We start from the raw sequence: 15,560 nt of genomic DNA, 5'->3' as shown, positions 1-15,560 counted from the left end.
TAACCAAATTAACCCAACTATGATAAAGCGGCATATCCAAGTAGACAGGAACATCCCAACCAACAACACCATCAAAACCACCAGCCACCACAACCCTCCCAAACAAATCAAAAACATCACCCCTAACAATCAACTCATCAGACATAACAGAAGAAAGCAAAACCCTACCATCAAACCTTAAAAAATAATGAACACCCTTATCAACAACTTCACGAAACACACTCAAATCCAAAAGATCACTAAAAGAAACAACAACACATTCAACACCTAAATCCCCCAAAAACCCAAAACAATCCCTATCCCTCAAAGAAACCATAGGAACAACCCTAGGCAACTCAATATACTCCACATCCACCCTCCCAACACTCTCAACCCACTCCAACAAAGACCCAACCACACCATCACTCAAATCAAAAGAATAAAACCCAACCCCACACAAACCACAATTATTAACAAAATCTAAAGCAGAACCATCAACCCTACAACCAAAACCACCAGGACAAAAATAAACACCACCACTCCTACCAGCCAAACCACAAACACCAACAAAAGGACAACCATCACAAACCCTAACACAACCAACCATCAACAACAACCCTCAAAATATAAAAAATCCAAAAAACACTATAAATAAACAACCCACAAACAACACAAAAAACTTATATAACCAAACAAAAATCATAAAGACGAAACCACAAATCCATTCTACTGAGAAAAACAAACAAAAAATCAACAAAACTCACAAAAATACTGAAAAAATAAAACACAGCCCCGGTGGTGTAGCGGCCTATCATCCGGGCCTGTCGAGCCCGGGACCCGGGTTCAAATCCCGGCCGGGGCGTTAAATTTTCTTTTTATTGAATTAATTTCTGTTTGATTGGTTAACTATTTATATTCTGAATAAATCCTGAGCTGTTATCTTGTTTGATGAAATGGTTTTTCTTTGGTATTTGTTTTGCTTTGAATGTTTATTAATTACTTATGAATTGATTCATGTTCTATACATTCAATTAATCCTGTTATGTATTCAAGTGTTTTTTCTCCAAATTGTGTCACTTTTTCTCTGTCTTTGCTTCGGTATACTATTTGTATTAAATATGTCTTTTCAGCTCGGACTATTGATGGGAGAATTTGTATGTCTAACCATTCTGTTGAATCTGGTTTTTGATTTTTTAGACGAAGTCTTAAACTGAATAGTGTGATGCCTTTAATTACATGGTTGAATTTTTTGATTATTTCTATTTTTTCTCCGATATTTGATAGGGTGTTGAGCGGATTTTGTTTAGTTTGTATTTCTGCTTCGGCTTGTATTTCATAGAAATATGGTTTTAAGTTTATTAAGAGTTTTTCTTTTATTGCGTCTTCGATAGTGATGAATTCTTTTATTGCGAGTAATGGATCTTGAGAGAAGATTCCTAAGATCTTTTTTTCACTATTGACGTCGACTATGATTTTTCCCTCTTTTTGAGCTATGTTACCTGAAAAGCCTATTCTAACGTTGTAACGTGGTGGTGGTAGTGGTTTAACAATGTTATAGCCGATTTTTTGAAGTAGGTTGCTTATTTCATGGAGGTCAAATATGGTGAAGATATTATTGTATTTACCAGCTATTCGGAAGTATTTGATGGGTGACGGGATTGCCTTCATTTTCTCACCTCTTGAATTATGATTGTCCTGAAATTGTCGTTCCAGAGGTTGTTATGGTTAATGGTTCTTCTTCCAATTTTTCTTGATTTTCTAAGGGGCTTGTAATTTCGAGAAGTATTTTTATGCTTGGTTTTGCTTCTTCAATTAAAATGTTATATCTTTCGCTTTTTCTTATGAGGCTTTTTATCATATCACCTATTTCTACTTCTATATGCTGTGTTAGTGGTTGATCATATCTACGTAGTATATTCATGAATCTTGAGGTTAGTTTTTCAAATTCTTCTTTTTCGCTTCGAATGGCATTTTCATAGATAGTTGATAGAGTGAGTTTTAATAGTTCGGTTGTTCTTGTGGCACTTTTGTCTGTTAAGAATTCAAGGATGTCTATTGGATGTTCTTCTAGAAGGAAGTTTAGAATTTTTCTTTTTGTCTTGACTTTTATTTCTTTGGCTGCTTTTTTCCAGTCGTAGAAGGTTTTTCTTTCTATTCCGATTGCTTTGCATGCGTCTTTTATGGTGCCAAACCTATTTTCGATTAGCTTAAACAACTCTATAGTGTCTCCTTTAGTTAATAATTCCGCATATTTTTCTGCTAAATATTCAGACATTTATTTCACCATTATGTGTATAGTATACTACACACATCTCTATTATACGTTATGTATATATATTTTATGCGAAAAATTAAAGGTTAACTGGAGATTACGTTGAATTTCAAAAAATGCTATTATGACTATGTGGAAGAGAGATTAGAAAATAGAATATATGGCGAAGCACTCTCAACGATTAAAGAAACCTTTAACTTACCAGTCTCTTTTCCTCTTAATTTAACAGTATTTGAATCTGAGAAGAAGATAAGTGTTCATTTTCGCTGTAGAACTTCTAGGTTGAGGGGCGGATACAATTATGTTGATAATAGTATCGTGCTGTATCATGGGGAGTATTGTAGGAAGACTGTGTTTCATGAGGTTTTGCATGCTTTATCCTTTTTTGCTTATAGTAGGCTTCCTGAGCTTTATGACGAGCTTCAACCTTTAATTGAGGGATTAACTGAGTTTTTGACTGGTTATGTTTTGTATAGGAATTTTAGTGTTTGTTATGATGAGTGGCTTAGGTGTAGATTTAAAGTTTGTTGTATTTCGTATAGAAGTGAGACTCGTCTTTTTGGGGCATTAGCAAGATTTGTAAGTATAGGCGAATTGGCTAACTTGTATTTGTGGAGATCTGGAGTTGATTGGTTTGAAGAGTATCATGAATTTCTAGCTAAGTATAATATTGAAGAGGTGTTATTTATTGGAAAGAGAAAAATACCCATGGAAGTGAGATTTTACATTGCTTTGCATAAAGCGTTTGGCTCTGAAATATTTGAACTAGCGAAGCAGGCACCATTAAGTGTTTGTTTAGATTATTCTCAGATGAAATTATAGGTATTGTCGAAAATAATTGGTGTTTACAGTTTTTGAATTTGGCTTTTACTTTGCTTTAAGTGATATTGCTGGATTCTTTGTGTGTATTGCTGGGTTATCATTCTTATTTTCTTTGATATTATGATTAGTCCTTTGGTTATTTTGTCTTGGTTTTAGAGTTTTCTATAGTAGTGTTTTTATGTTCTCTGGGGTGGTTGGTTTTGCTCTTATTACTGTTACTGTAAAGTCTCTTTTGGAGTAATATGTATAGGTGAAGTCTAGGTCTAGTGTGATGATTATTCTTTTTCATTTTTGCAAGGTTTATTATTTCTTCGTTTTGAAGCACCTTTTAGATTTACTTGGGATGTTCTAACTGTGTTGAAATCTTTCTCCTTAACCATTTAACTATGCTTATTGGAATGTTTTCATCTATGAGAGGTTTGGCATTTGTTATGCCTCTAATGGGAGTATTATTTCCTGTTCTAATAGTTTAAATGTGTATTGGAGTGTTGCTCTTATGTCTTCTTCGGTTAGTTCTGGGTATTCTTTTAGGATGTCTTTCATGTTATTCCTGCGGCTAGGAGTTCAAGTATAAGGTAGATTGGAATTCTCGTTCCTTTGATTACTGGTTTTCCTCTTAGTATTTATGGGTTGACTGTTATTTTCTCCATAGTTATAACCATTATTATTTCAGTCTGACAGCTATTAGAGTAAACTCTCTTAAGTTAATGTATATTTGTTTAGTTTTTATTGTTTTCGTAAACTTTATTTTTGTATACGTTTATTTGTTTACTGATGTCTGCTGTTATTAGTGTTAGGGTTAGACGTGAGTTGAAGGAGGAGGCTGAGCGGCTGGGTATTAATTTACGTGAAGTGGTGGAGAAGGCTTTGGAGGAGGAGGTTGAGCGTAGGAGGAGGCTTGAGTTTTTAGAGGCTGTTAGAGCTGTTTTGGATGGTATGAAGCGTGTTTCTGAGGAGGAGTTTGTGAGGGTGATTAGAGAGTGGAGGAGAAGGAGGAGTTAGGTTTTCTTTTTGATGCTTCAGCTTTATATCCTCTTTTTAAACGTCTTGGTGGTCGTGTTTATGATTTTATTGATGTGATTTCAATTTTAGATTTGACTAAATATGAGGTTTGTAATGCTGTTTGGGTTGAGGTTAGACGTGGCTTGATTTCTGATTGGAGGAGTGTTGTTGAGGGTTGGGCTAAAATTTTCAGTAGGCTTAAAGCTTACGTTGTGGATGATGTTGTCGGTGTTGAGGAGCTTGCTGTGAAGTTGGATGTTACTTTTTATGATGCTTCATATATTTTTGTTGCTGATAGGTTGGGTTTAGTTTTGGTTAGTGAGGATGGGATGATGAGGGAGAAGGCTTCTTCTATTGGTGTCAAGATTCTCTCGTTAGAGGGTTTTATTGAGGGGATTGTTGGAGTATAATTTAATTTTTAACTACCTTTCTAATTCCATTTACACCGAATTTATTAACCATCCATTTGAAATGAGCCTTAGCTTTACTTACATTAGTCCAATTGTCTCTGTAAATTTCTACCATATCCTTCATGAAATTGAGGGCTTCATCTATTCCTATAAATACGTTCATTGATTTAGTTAGCATGAGATTCAATATGCTATTCTTTTAGTTCTAGGGGTTAAGAGTGTTTCTAGTTGGGTTTCTAATATAGCTGTTTCAGGTGATTTTGGATGAGGAGTTGGCTTTTAGTGATATTCTTCGAAAATATTTTGAGATTCTGGATATGAATGAGACCTTTAAAATTATTGGGAAGGATAAGCTTTCATAGAATTTAACCTTCACTTTTATTTCTTTTGAGGATTAATTGTTGATGGTTAAGTGAGGCTTAACGCTTTGGATGTACTGTTTTATTTAACCTTTGTTTTTAGTGGATGTTATTGATGTTTTATTTTGTTTAGCTTATTCTTTTCATTAGTGTTTTTTCATGTATTTTTATTGCTGTGGTTAGGAATATTATTGTGAAGATTGTGAGGGCTGTATAGCTTATTATTGGTGGGTAGTAGCCCTTGTTTAGTATTAATTGTCTTGTTAGGTCTGTATAGTAGGTTAGGGGTGAGAGTGAAGCTATTATTCTAGCCCATGGTGGTAGCTTTTCTATTGAGATGAAGATTCCGCTTATGAATATTAATGGGAATTTTATGAGGGATGAGATTATCATGATGGTTGCTGGTATGTCTGTTGGTGGGTATGATGATAGGAGTATGCTTAGTGCTGAGAAGCATAGTGTTGCTAGGGTTAAGCTTATGATTAGGGATATGAAGTTTATTGGATTTATGTTTAGGGTTAATGTCATGATTGTTGGTATTAGTGTTATTAGGAATCCGAAGATAAATGATGATAGCATGTCTCCCAATAGGATTGCCCATAGGGTTATTGGGCAGCATAGGAGTCTTTCAAGTGTTTTTGATCTTGTTTCCCATGGTATTATTGATGGTCCCACTGATGTTGCTGTGAAGAATGCTGTCATGCTTATTAGTTTTGATAGCATTTCGTTTATGGGTATCTCCCTCCCTATGGTGTAGGCTAGGAATAGGAAGAGTGGGAGGATTAGGCCGAATATTATTACTGGCCCCTTTGAGTAGTAGATTTTTATGTCCTTCTTGGCTATTGTGATGGAGCGTTTAACTTGTTCGAGTAGAGGATTCATTTCTCCATTACTCCTGCTCCTTTATTAACTTCATGTAGACTTCTTCTAGGGATGGCATCATGGTGTTTAGGCTTAATATTTCTAGATTGTTCTTCCTTGAGAAGTCTACTATAAACTCGACTACTTTGCCTGGAGTGTTTGTGTAGAGTCTAATTTTGTTGCCGGCATAGACAACCTTTGTCACATGCTTGTTTGTTGAGAGTTCAGTTGCTTTGATGGGCCTGTTGAATAGGACTTCAATGTATTGTAGTTCACTATATTTCATTCTGAGTTTTTCAGGTGTGTCTATGGCTGCTATTACTCCATGATTTATTATTGCTATTCTATGGCATAGCTGATTTGCCTCTTCCATGTTGTGTGTTGAGAGGAAGACTGTCTTTCCCTCTCTACCATACTGTTGAATTATTTCTCTAACTTTTCTTGCACTTTCAACGTCTAGACCTGATGTGGGTTCATCAAGGAATAGTATGTCTGGACCGTTTATCAGTGCCATGCATAGGAGGAGTCTCTGCTTCATCCCCTTTGAGAATCCTCTTACAAGTTTATTTCTAACCTTGTAGAGTTCAAGTTCTCTTAGAAGTCTAACTGCCCTTGCTGTACATTCTTCTCTGGGAATGCCGTTGAGTTCTCCGATTAGCATCAAGTTTTCCCATGCGGTTAAGTCTACATATGCATTTGATACTTCGGGGACAACTCCAATGTGTTGCTTAACCTTAACTGGCTCCTCTAGAACGTTGTAGCCTGCAACAATTGCTCTTCCCTCATCTGGCTTTAGAATTCCAGTTAGAATTCTTATGGTTGTTGTTTTTCCAGCTCCATTTGGACCTAGGAAGCCGAATATTTCTCCTTTTCTCACCTTGAAGCTTATGTGGTTTACTGCTGTTACTCCGTTGAATCTTTTAGTTAAGTTTTCAACTTCTATGGTGTAGATCATCTATAAGTCCTCTAGGAAGTTTATCTTTATTCCCTTGATTTTCAGCCTCCATACTTTTTCAGGTGCTCCTTTGCCCATCTCCCTATATTCAGCGAGCTCTATTATTCCAGCATCTCTTAGCTCTGAGAGATGGTAGTAGAGGGCTGATTTTGAAATGTCTTCACCCATATTCTTTAACGAATTGAAAATTTCATTTGTGGTTAACTTTTTATTCGCTAGTGACTTAATTATTGTCCATCTAATTGGGCAGTGGAGTGCTTTAAAGATTTTTAGAATTTCTTGGAGCTTTCTGAGAAGGAATGTTATAGAATGCGTCTTAGGTTGATTATCACGTTTATATAGGTTTTTTGTTACTTGTATTGTGGGTTTAGTTTGTCTGTTACTATTATTCTTCCTAGTGTTATTGCTAGGGAGTTGAGGAGGAGAGCTGAGGCGAGTGACATGTCCTTGGAGGAGTTTATTGCTGAGATTGCTACTGAGGATATTGATCCTAATGAGAGGGCTAGGAGGTATGTTAAGGCTGCTTTGGAGCTTTTGGATCAGGCTAGAGTTGAGCTTGATAGGGGTAATTTGAGGCAGGCTTCTGAGAAAATTTGGGGTGCATGTGCATTGGCTGTTAAGGCTTATGCCTATGCTAGGGATGGGAAGAAAATTACTTCTCATGGGGAGCTGTGGAGGTATAGTGAGGTTTTAGCTGGTGATATGGGGGATTGGATTGCATCTTCATGGGCTCACGCTAATTCTATGCATACTAACTTCTATGAGGGTTGGGCTACAAGGTGGCATGTTGAAGAGGCTTTGAAAGCTGTTGAAAAGTTGGTTAAAAAAATAGCGGAGAAGGTTGGCTGAGTTTCTGCTACTTGTATTATATGATTTTGAGTGTTGATTTCAATAGATTTATTTCAGTGTTTAGTGGATTGTTGTTGGGGTGTGGCCTGTATTAATGGTAGAGATGTAATTTAATTTATTCTTTAAATTTGGGGTGGGGTTGGATTTTATGGGTCAAGTTTTCTTTTTATTGGTTTTATATTATTTTCTTCATTTTTGAGTTGATGTTTTGATCTTATGTGCGTGGATTAGATTTATATAACACTGTTATATTTCTTATGAGAGTTGGATTTATGAGGAATTTGGAGGGGTTGTAAATTAGACATGGACATGAGATTTTGGATGTTGGAAGCTTTAAGGGGAAGAGGATAGTTGCACTTGTGGGTAGTCCTAATGTGGGTAAGAGTGCGTTATTCTATAGGTTGACTGGTAAGTATGCGTGGATTTCGAATTATCCTGGTACTACTGTGGATGTGAGTGTTGGTAGGTTGAAGTGGAGGGATGATGTTTTCGTAATTGATACTCCTGGAATGTATTCATTGTATGCTTTAACTGAGGATGAAAAAGTTGCTAGGAGGATTCTTTTCGAATTGAGGCCTGACTGTGTAGTTCATGTTGTCGATGCGAAGAATATTGATCGTTCTCTTTGGATGACTTTTCTGTTGATGATGACTGGCTTTAATGTGGTTTTGAATTTGAATGCTGTTGATGAGGCTGAGAGAATTGGCTTGAAAATTGACTTTGAAAAGTTGGAGTGTAAACTTGGAATTCCTGTAGTACCGACGATTGCAACTATGGGTGTTGGAATTAATGATTTGAAGGATGCTATTTTGAAGGTTGTTGATGGAGTTGAAGTTGAGCGTTTTCATCTGCAGTTTAAGGGTGAGTTGGAAAATGTTGTTTTGAGTATTGAATCGCTTTTAAAGGGGAGTTATCCTGTTTCTAAAAGGTTGATTGCAATTCTTTTGCTTCTTGGTGATGAAGAAATTCGAAAACTTGTTTTAGATAGAGAATCTCAAGGTGATTTGATTATAGATAGGGTGGAGGAGTTTAGGGATGTTAGGATGAGTCTTCAGCAAGCTTTAGAGTTGAAGCTTAGAGATGAAACTACTAGGATTTTGGATGATGTGGTTTATTTTGTAGAGAGTGTTGGAGGGAAAATTTCTGAAAAATTAAGTGATTTAATGGTTAATCCGATTACTGGCTCTATATTTCTGATTTTTGCTCTTTCCCTTCTATACTTGTTTGTAGGTGTGTTGGGTGCGCAGATTATTGTTGATTTTATTGAGGAGAAATTATTTGGAGAGATTATCAACCCTGTGGTTAATAGTTTTTTAATTGAGTTTTCTCCTCATCCATGGATTTATGAGCTCTTAGGTGGTGAGTATGGTATTATCACTTTAGGTTTTAGGTATGCTTTTGCAATTATACTTCCAATAGTATCACTTTTCTTCATAGCTTTCTCGATTGTGGAGGATTCAGGTTATCTTCCACGTTTAGCATTGTTGCTTGATAGATTGTTGAAGAGGATTGGTTTGAGTGGGAGGGCAATTATACCTTTAATTTTGGGTTTGGGGTGTGATACTATGGCTACTGTTGTTACTAGGACTTTGGAGACTAGAAAGGAGAGAATTCTTACAACTTTAATGCTTGCTTTAGGTGTTCCTTGCTCAGCTCAACTTGGAGTAATTTTAGGTCTTCTACCGGATTTTAAGAGTTTAATTATTTGGGTTTTTATTGTCTCGTTGATAGTTCTAACAGTATCTTACTCGGCATCTAAAGTGATTCCTGGGGGGTGCTCCTATTTTATAATGGAGCTTCCTCCCTTGAGAATTCCAAGGCCAAGTAATATTTTAATGAAGACATGGACTAGGCTTGAATGGTATCTTAAGGAAGTTATACCGCTTTTCATTTTTGCAAGTATTTTAATATGGGTTGGGAGAATTACTGGTCTTTTTGACATAGTTATTTCACTGCTATCTATACCTACAATCTTTATAGGTCTTCCTAAGGAGGCTTCAGTAGCTTTTCTATACGGATTTTTCAGGAGGGATTATGGGGCAGCTGGCTTTTATGATCTTAAACTTGCTGGGAAACTTAATGCTAGACAAACTTTAACGTCTATGGTGACGATAACTCTATTTGTGCCATGTATAGCTCAATTCTCTGTTATGGTTAAGGAGAGGGGGTGGAAAACTGCTTTATCAATCATGCTCTTCATTATTCCATTAGCCTTTATAATGGGCTATTTAGTCAATTATTTAGCATCTCTTTGGGGGTATTAGAGTTTATGCAGTGTCCATTATGTGGATTTAAATTTAAAATGGAGGAAGCTCTTCATCTATGTAGGAGTTGCCCTTTGAAATTTAAATGTAGATTGATTAAATGTCCAAACTGTGGCTATGAATTTCCAATGAGTAGTAGAATAATTGGGCAGGAGGGTTATACTTAATGGAAAAGAAGAGAAGTGAAGATGTATTGAGGGAGCTATGGATAACTCTCATGGAAAATAAAGGTGAAGTAGAGGTAAGTCAATTGGATCGTTCCATTCTTTTTGAATTGAAAGATGAGGGATATATTACAATAGAGAATGGTAGGATTCTTCTTACTGAGAAGGGTAAAGATAAAGGTAGGAAGATGGTGAGGCTTCACAGGTTAACTGAGAGACTTCTCTCAGATGTCTTGGGAATGAGTGAAGAACTATATGAAAAGGCCACTTGCAGTGTTGAACATGCAGTCACAATGGAATTGGAGGAAGCAATTTGTACTTTACTGGGGCATCCAATTATATGTCCACATGGAAAGCCTATACCGAGGGGGGAATGTTGCATTAAAAATCAAGATAAAATTGAAAGATTAGTGTATAATCTTAGTGAATTGGATCCTGGAGAGGAGGGTAGAATAAGCTACGTCTACAGTGAGAATCCTGCGTTGATGAGTAGGATGATAAGCTTGGGAATTGCGCCTGGAAGGAAGATTAGGCTCCTAAGAAAATTTCCATCTTATATTGTTCAGATTGGTAATACGCAAATAGCCTTGGATAAGGATCTTGCGAGGTCTATTAATGTTATTAAAGCTTTAAGCCATTAATTCTTAATGATTTAAAGCTCTTTATGAAATCTCTTTTAATCCTTAACTTTGGCATGTCTTAAAATATAGTTTATTGATACGCCTAGTTTCACACCTATTATGCTTAGAAGAATGCTTTTAATGGCTCTATATGCATATATTGGAAAGGTCATTGTGAAGCCTGCAAGTCCTAGAAAGTAGATTTTTGAGATCCAATAGGGAATTACTGCTATGAAAGCGGAAATTAAACCAGTTAGTAGATAGAAGATTAAACCTCTATTTTTCTTCAAGTTTACTAGTATATCGAAAATTAGTCCAGCAAGAATATATCCTAAACCAACGATGAATGCCTCAAAGATGTTTACTCTCTGGATTCTAGTTATAATTGTAGCAGTTGTAACCATGAGGGTTATTCTCCCGAAGCCTGTAACATTTTCAGCTAATATGACCATAACCATCCAGCCTACTAATCTGTTGATAGCACCGTGAAATGATATTGGTCCAATTGATATTCTACCTATGAATTTTCCTAGTGACAATTGAAGGACTATCCATAGGGCTGAAAAGATAGCTATTAGAGATATTTCCTTTGTCTTCAATTTTCCTCCCCCTACTTTTTTATTATGATTTTCCAGAGGGTGCGTTCAATTCGCTTTACATCGATTACTTTGTGTCCTCTCTTGACAACTGTTTCAGGAATAGTTTTGCAGGATGGTTGACTATCAGTGATGACTTCAAGTACTTCATCAGATTTCATTTGATCTAGAGCTCTTAAAGTGTATAGTGTTGGGAATGGACATGCATAGCCTATGATTCTTAATAGGTATTTGCCTTCTCCAATTTCCTTAAATTCAACTTCCATCGGCTAATACCTCCTCAAATAATTTTTCAACAAAATCACGGAAATTCTCGTGAGGTCCTCTCAGATATTTTCTAATGATTTCCTCAACTTCATAATTAACATTTTCAGATAACACGTTTTTTAGGAAGAGCCTTGAGATCTTAGAGGTTTTTCCACCTAGGTATATGTTGTAGGCTGGCTTGATTTCTCCATTGACTCTGACTGCAGTAGCTTGTAGACCTATTTCAGCTATCATGTGATGGGCACAACTGTTCGGGCAACCACTAATAGCTAATCTTATTTTTAATTTTTCAATTTTTGAACCGAAGGTTTTTTCTAGGTGTTCTTCAATTTCTAGGGCTTTCTTCTTAACGTTTTCTAAGGCTTTACCACAGAAATTGGTTGGACATGCTAGAGTAGTCCATCGAATCGGAGGGTGATTTAAATTAAATCCAATGCTTTTAAGTTCGTCTTGAATGGTGGACAGTTTATCTTCAGGAATGTCTATTAAGATTATTTTTTGAAGTGGTGAAACTCTTATTCTTCCACTTCCATATTTATCGGCGAGTTCAATAATTTTCCTAAATTGTTTAACCTTTAAGATTCCGGTGAAGGTTGGAATTACAATAAAGTATAATCCTTCTTGTTTTTGTGGTTGGCATCCTATATGATCGCTCCATGAAATATTTAGTTTTTCAGTGTTGAATGGCTTTAACTTTTTACCCATGTGTTCTTCAACTAACTTTCTAATTCCATTTACACCGAATTTATTAACCATCCATTTGAAACGTGCTTTAGCCTTACTTTCACGTGTCCAATAGTCTCTATAAATTTCAACCATGGTCTTCATGAAGTGAAGGGCTTCATCTACCTCTATGAATACGTTCATTGGTTTAGCTAGCATTGGAGGTCTACCTATGCCTCCGCCGATGAAAGCTGTAAAGCCATTTCCATATTTGGACTTAACAGCAACTAAACCTAGGTCGTTAATTTCAGGTCTGACACAATTTAGAGGGCAAGCTAAGACTGCTATCTTAAACTTTCTCGGTAAATCTAGGTATTCTGGCTTCCCTGTAAAGAATTCTACAGCTCTTCTAACTAGAGGTATAGTGTTGAATAGTTCTCCTTTTTGAATACCTGAAACTGGACAGGTGACAATGTTTCTAACATCGCCATATCTTGCTTCAGGGAAGGCTTGACCACACATATCCGTATTTAGATTGACTTCTTCAAGTTTAGAGAATATTTCGAGAGCATCTTCATCTTTAATCCAATGGAGTTGAATGCTATGTCTAGTGGTTACCTCCAAGTAACCTCTACCATATTTCTCTGAGAGTTCAGCTATTACTCTTGCTTGCTCTACCGTAATTTCAGCTCCTACAATTTTAATTCTTAGAAAGTGTCTTGAACCTTCTCCCCTCTCGTATCCTAGGGCATATCTTCCAACAAATCTCTCTATATCTCTAATTTTGAGTTGGATTTTTTCAACACTAATGTTATGAGATTTTTTTTGGGCTTTCATTTAAAATATCCCTCCAAATAGAATTGAGGCTATTGTTAAGGTTAGGAGAATATTGAAAGTTTGAGCAATTAAAAATATAATTAATGGCCTTACATTACTCATTGAAGTCCATTCTGAAAGCTTTGTTTCTAATCCTATACATGTAAATGCTAATGCAAAAAACCATTTCCTAAAACTTTTTGTTACACTTAGGATGCTGTTTACTTTGTCATTACCCATAAGAGGTATCATTATTGTGGAGAAAATGAGTGAGGTAGCTATGAAGCCGAGTATAAATTTTGGAAATCTATACCATACTTCAATTAACCTTGGTTTTCCACTTTTCTTTCTCTCTATATTTAAAGTCCAGTAGAGAGCGATTATAAAGGCTGCAAATCCAATGAGAACATTTTGTGAAAGCTTTACTATGACGGCGTATTTCATAGCTTCTGAGCTGAAGAGAGCGCCAGCTGCAATTACTGCAGGTGTAGTGTCTATTGTACCTCCAATCCAAGCTCCAGCTACTGCATCACTAAGTCCCATTATATGTGCTGTAAATGGCATGATTATTATCATTGGAATAGCAATCAACAGGATCATAGATACTACAAAGCTAACTTCCTTTGGGTCACCCTTAACTGCTCCTCCAGCTGCTATAGCAGCTGAAACACCACATATTGAAACTCCTGTAGACATTATATATGCTAATGACTTTTTTAACCCGAACTTTAATGCTAGGAAATAGCAGAAGTACCATACTGCTATGACAACTAGGAGAGCTTGAATTAATCCTCTAACTCCAGCTGAAATAATTTTTTGAAATAGTATTTCAGCACCAAGTAGTACTAAACCAATTTTAATATATAGTTCAGCTTGAGCAGCTTCTCTAAGTTGACTGAAAGGATTAATATTGCCAATTAATAGGCCGAATAAAAGGGCCCATATAACATATTCAAGTCCAAATTTACTTACAATTTCTTGGCGTGATATGAGGATACCTAGAAAGGAAATTGTGAATATGATGGGGAATGCAATTAAATAAGATTTCAGAGAATTACTCTTCATATTTATTATAGCTGGTAAGGTTATTAGAAATATGAATATTGCTACTGAAATTATTGAAGCTAGATTTGTTGAGCTCAATATTTCTATGGGATTTTCAGTCCATACTTTAATTTCTGGCATCCATGTTACTGCACCGTAAGATGCTAGTGCTAATATTATTCCCCCTATTATCAAAGACCACCAGTCCTCTGACAACACAATTTTCCTTGACATATAAAATCTATAACAGTGTTATATAACAGTGTTATATTTATAGATTTCTCTAGTTCTCAACTTTAGTTAATAAATCGTCATAGAATACTAGAAGGGTAGTTCTACTGACATTACATCAGGGACTTCATATACTCTTCCTTCCTCAATCTTTGGCTTATAGGTTTTCTTGATGAGTTCAACTCTCTCTTCAAGATTTGGTTGATTTCTCAGCCATTTAACATATTCATTTAAGCTGGTTTTTAGTTCTGGATATTTCCTGATTACACTTTCTTTTATTTTTTCAAGGTTGTTTAAAATGTAATCTCTATATGCAAATACACTATCAGCTGATATTACTAGTATGCGTTTGTCTTGGACTTTATTAGCTAATTTTAAAGCATATATGAAGGTCATTCCAGTTGATGGTCCTGCATATATACCGTTTTCCCAAAGTTTTATTAGTCCAGCATAGGCATCAGTATCCCCTACTGTCACTATTCTTCTATTTAGGAGGAGTGAGAATATTTCTGGACTCCATTCACAATCACCTACAACGTAGTGAACTCCTGGGATGTGGTGGGTTTTCGGTGGCTGTATTCCTATGATTTCTGCTTCATGATTATCCATGCGGTTTCCTAGACATATTCCCATGAAAGTTCCCGTACTTCCTAGGGGTACACAGATGTAATCTAGGTCCTCAATCTCCTTGATTTCTCTCCATGTCATAAAGAGGTGAGATAGAACATTTTGCCAGCTATAGTATTGGTCAATATTTACTAATTGTAGGTGATATTTCTCAGCTAAGGCTCGAGTGAAGAAAACGGTAGTTTCCCTAGGACATAAATCATATTCTTTAGATACATGAATTATGTCAACGCCTAGGGCTGTCAATATTTTTAAGTTTTCTTCAGGTATTATTGGAGGTGTAACTCCAATAATCTTTAAATCCAGTTCTAAGGCTCTTAGAGCTAATTCTCTTAGGAAATTTCCGGATGATGCGGTAATTAGTTTTTTGCCGGATCGTATATAGCCTTTTTCAAGAAGATCATGTAAAAGTAATGATGCAGGCTTACGCTTTATAGTTCTTAGAGGATCTGTAGTAAAATCTAATGGATATTCTAATTTAATTATAATTGTTGAGTCATTATCTAATTCTATTTCCTTTGAAGGTATTGGTTTGAGATCTTTGTTGTAGAGGCCTTTAACGATGTTTTCAATCATCATGATCAATCATTATAACAGTGTTATATATTTATAAAATTTCCCCTATAATTTGGGGTTTGTGCTTCTTGGATTAGGGATTAAATATGGCTTAACTTCTAATTGAAGAAGTTTTAGGGCTATTAAGAAGTTGGTTAAAATAATAGTGGGAAGTTGGTTGAGTTCTACTATTTACTTTGTGTT

General features: G+C 35.9%; 18 protein-coding genes, 1 tRNA gene and 1 pseudogene. 7 read left to right on the top strand and 13 right to left on the bottom strand.

Annotated features, from left to right (window positions below):
* Nucleotides 1-589 (bottom strand): hypothetical protein (locus ACW8TM_RS05700; RefSeq protein WP_491532299.1); only part of this gene is annotated, 589 nt, incomplete at its 3' end.
* Nucleotides 590-768: 179 nt separating this feature from the next.
* Here ACW8TM_RS05700 and ACW8TM_RS05695 point away from each other — a divergent pair.
* A tRNA-Asp gene (locus ACW8TM_RS05695) sits at nt 769-841 on the top strand.
* Nucleotides 842-975: 134 nt separating this feature from the next.
* Here ACW8TM_RS05695 and ACW8TM_RS05690 read toward each other — a convergent pair.
* On the bottom strand, nt 976-1,647 hold the full coding sequence (locus tag ACW8TM_RS05690; protein ID WP_491532298.1) for a hypothetical protein: 672 nt from the start codon (nt 1,645-1,647) through the stop codon (nt 976-978).
* 16 nt (nt 1,648-1,663) lie between these two features.
* Nucleotides 1,664-2,254 carry a hypothetical protein gene (locus ACW8TM_RS05685; RefSeq protein ID WP_491532297.1) on the bottom strand — a complete coding sequence of 197 codons (591 nt, stop codon included), beginning with the start codon at nt 2,252-2,254 and terminating at the stop codon, nt 1,664-1,666.
* A gap of 99 nt (nt 2,255-2,353) precedes the next feature.
* On the opposite strand from ACW8TM_RS05685, the gene ACW8TM_RS05680 reads away from it, so the two are divergent.
* Nucleotides 2,354-3,073 (top strand): hypothetical protein, encoded by a 720-nt coding sequence (locus ACW8TM_RS05680; RefSeq protein WP_491532296.1) that lies wholly within the window; start codon nt 2,354-2,356, stop codon nt 3,071-3,073.
* Between the two features lie 429 nt (nt 3,074-3,502).
* Here the strand turns inward: ACW8TM_RS05680 and ACW8TM_RS05675 are convergent.
* A pseudogene (locus ACW8TM_RS05675) lies at nt 3,503-3,645 on the bottom strand (DUF433 domain-containing protein).
* Nucleotides 3,646-3,847: 202 nt separating this feature from the next.
* Here ACW8TM_RS05675 and ACW8TM_RS05670 point away from each other — a divergent pair.
* Nucleotides 3,848-4,075: a type II toxin-antitoxin system CcdA family antitoxin gene (locus tag ACW8TM_RS05670; RefSeq protein ID WP_491532295.1), complete on the top strand. Its 228-nt coding sequence runs from the start codon at nt 3,848-3,850 to the stop codon at nt 4,073-4,075.
* A complete protein-coding gene (locus ACW8TM_RS05665; protein WP_491532294.1) occupies nt 4,054-4,485 on the top strand; it encodes a type II toxin-antitoxin system VapC family toxin in 432 nt (143 codons plus the stop codon). The genes ACW8TM_RS05670 and ACW8TM_RS05665 overlap by 22 nt, the downstream gene beginning before the upstream one ends.
* A 1-nt stretch (nt 4,486) precedes the next feature.
* Here ACW8TM_RS05665 and ACW8TM_RS05660 read toward each other — a convergent pair whose 3' ends face one another.
* The 4 genes from ACW8TM_RS05660 to ACW8TM_RS05645 all read right to left on the bottom strand — a co-directional run bounded on the left by ACW8TM_RS05660 (nt 4,487) and on the right by ACW8TM_RS05645 (nt 6,903).
* Nucleotides 4,487-4,648: a hypothetical protein gene (locus tag ACW8TM_RS05660; protein WP_491532312.1), complete on the bottom strand. Its 162-nt coding sequence runs from the start codon at nt 4,646-4,648 to the stop codon at nt 4,487-4,489.
* Between the two features lie 325 nt (nt 4,649-4,973).
* Entirely contained in the window at nt 4,974-5,726 is a 753-nt protein-coding gene (locus ACW8TM_RS05655; protein ID WP_491532293.1) for an ABC transporter permease, read from the bottom strand.
* Nucleotides 5,727-5,733: 7 nt separating this feature from the next.
* Nucleotides 5,734-6,660 carry an ABC transporter ATP-binding protein gene (locus ACW8TM_RS05650; protein ID WP_491532292.1) on the bottom strand — a complete coding sequence of 309 codons (927 nt, stop codon included), beginning with the start codon at nt 6,658-6,660 and terminating at the stop codon, nt 5,734-5,736.
* Nucleotides 6,661-6,903, bottom strand: coding sequence for an ArsR family transcriptional regulator (locus ACW8TM_RS05645; protein ID WP_491532311.1), 243 nt, complete (start codon nt 6,901-6,903; stop codon nt 6,661-6,663). It abuts the gene before it with no gap.
* 129 nt (nt 6,904-7,032) lie between these two features.
* Between ACW8TM_RS05645 and ACW8TM_RS05640 the strand changes: the two genes are divergently transcribed.
* The 3 genes from ACW8TM_RS05640 to ACW8TM_RS05630 all read left to right on the top strand — a co-directional run bounded on the left by ACW8TM_RS05640 (nt 7,033) and on the right by ACW8TM_RS05630 (nt 10,578).
* Entirely contained in the window at nt 7,033-7,509 is a 477-nt protein-coding gene (locus ACW8TM_RS05640; RefSeq protein WP_491532291.1) for a PaREP1 family protein, read from the top strand.
* A 317-nt stretch (nt 7,510-7,826) separates the two neighbouring features.
* Nucleotides 7,827-9,773 carry a ferrous iron transport protein B gene (gene feoB, locus ACW8TM_RS05635; protein WP_491532290.1) on the top strand — a complete coding sequence of 649 codons (1,947 nt, stop codon included), beginning with the start codon at nt 7,827-7,829 and terminating at the stop codon, nt 9,771-9,773.
* Nucleotides 9,774-9,939: 166 nt separating this feature from the next.
* Nucleotides 9,940-10,578: a metal-dependent transcriptional regulator gene (locus ACW8TM_RS05630; protein ID WP_491532289.1), complete on the top strand. Its 639-nt coding sequence runs from the start codon at nt 9,940-9,942 to the stop codon at nt 10,576-10,578.
* A gap of 35 nt (nt 10,579-10,613) precedes the next feature.
* Here ACW8TM_RS05630 and ACW8TM_RS05625 read toward each other — a convergent pair whose 3' ends face one another.
* The 5 genes from ACW8TM_RS05625 to ACW8TM_RS05605 form a co-directional block, all read right to left on the bottom strand.
* Nucleotides 10,614-11,156: a hypothetical protein gene (locus ACW8TM_RS05625; RefSeq protein WP_491532288.1), complete on the bottom strand. Its 543-nt coding sequence runs from the start codon at nt 11,154-11,156 to the stop codon at nt 10,614-10,616.
* Nucleotides 11,157-11,167: 11 nt separating this feature from the next.
* Nucleotides 11,168-11,419 carry a sulfurtransferase TusA family protein gene (locus tag ACW8TM_RS05620; protein ID WP_491532287.1) on the bottom strand — a complete coding sequence of 84 codons (252 nt, stop codon included), beginning with the start codon at nt 11,417-11,419 and terminating at the stop codon, nt 11,168-11,170.
* Nucleotides 11,409-12,920 carry a nitrite/sulfite reductase gene (locus ACW8TM_RS05615; RefSeq protein WP_491532286.1) on the bottom strand — a complete coding sequence of 504 codons (1,512 nt, stop codon included), beginning with the start codon at nt 12,918-12,920 and terminating at the stop codon, nt 11,409-11,411. Before ACW8TM_RS05615 ends, ACW8TM_RS05620 begins: the two co-directional genes overlap by 11 nt.
* A complete protein-coding gene (locus ACW8TM_RS05610; RefSeq protein WP_491532285.1) occupies nt 12,921-14,177 on the bottom strand; it encodes a YeiH family protein in 1,257 nt (418 codons plus the stop codon).
* Between the two features lie 87 nt (nt 14,178-14,264).
* Nucleotides 14,265-15,380 (bottom strand): pyridoxal-phosphate dependent enzyme, encoded by a 1,116-nt coding sequence (locus tag ACW8TM_RS05605; protein WP_491532284.1) that lies wholly within the window; start codon nt 15,378-15,380, stop codon nt 14,265-14,267.
* Nucleotides 15,381-15,560 lie beyond the last annotated feature (180 nt).

It is taken from the genome of Candidatus Culexmicrobium sp. (assembly GCF_058356305.1).
This window is presented reverse-complemented; position numbering and strand designations above follow the sequence as displayed.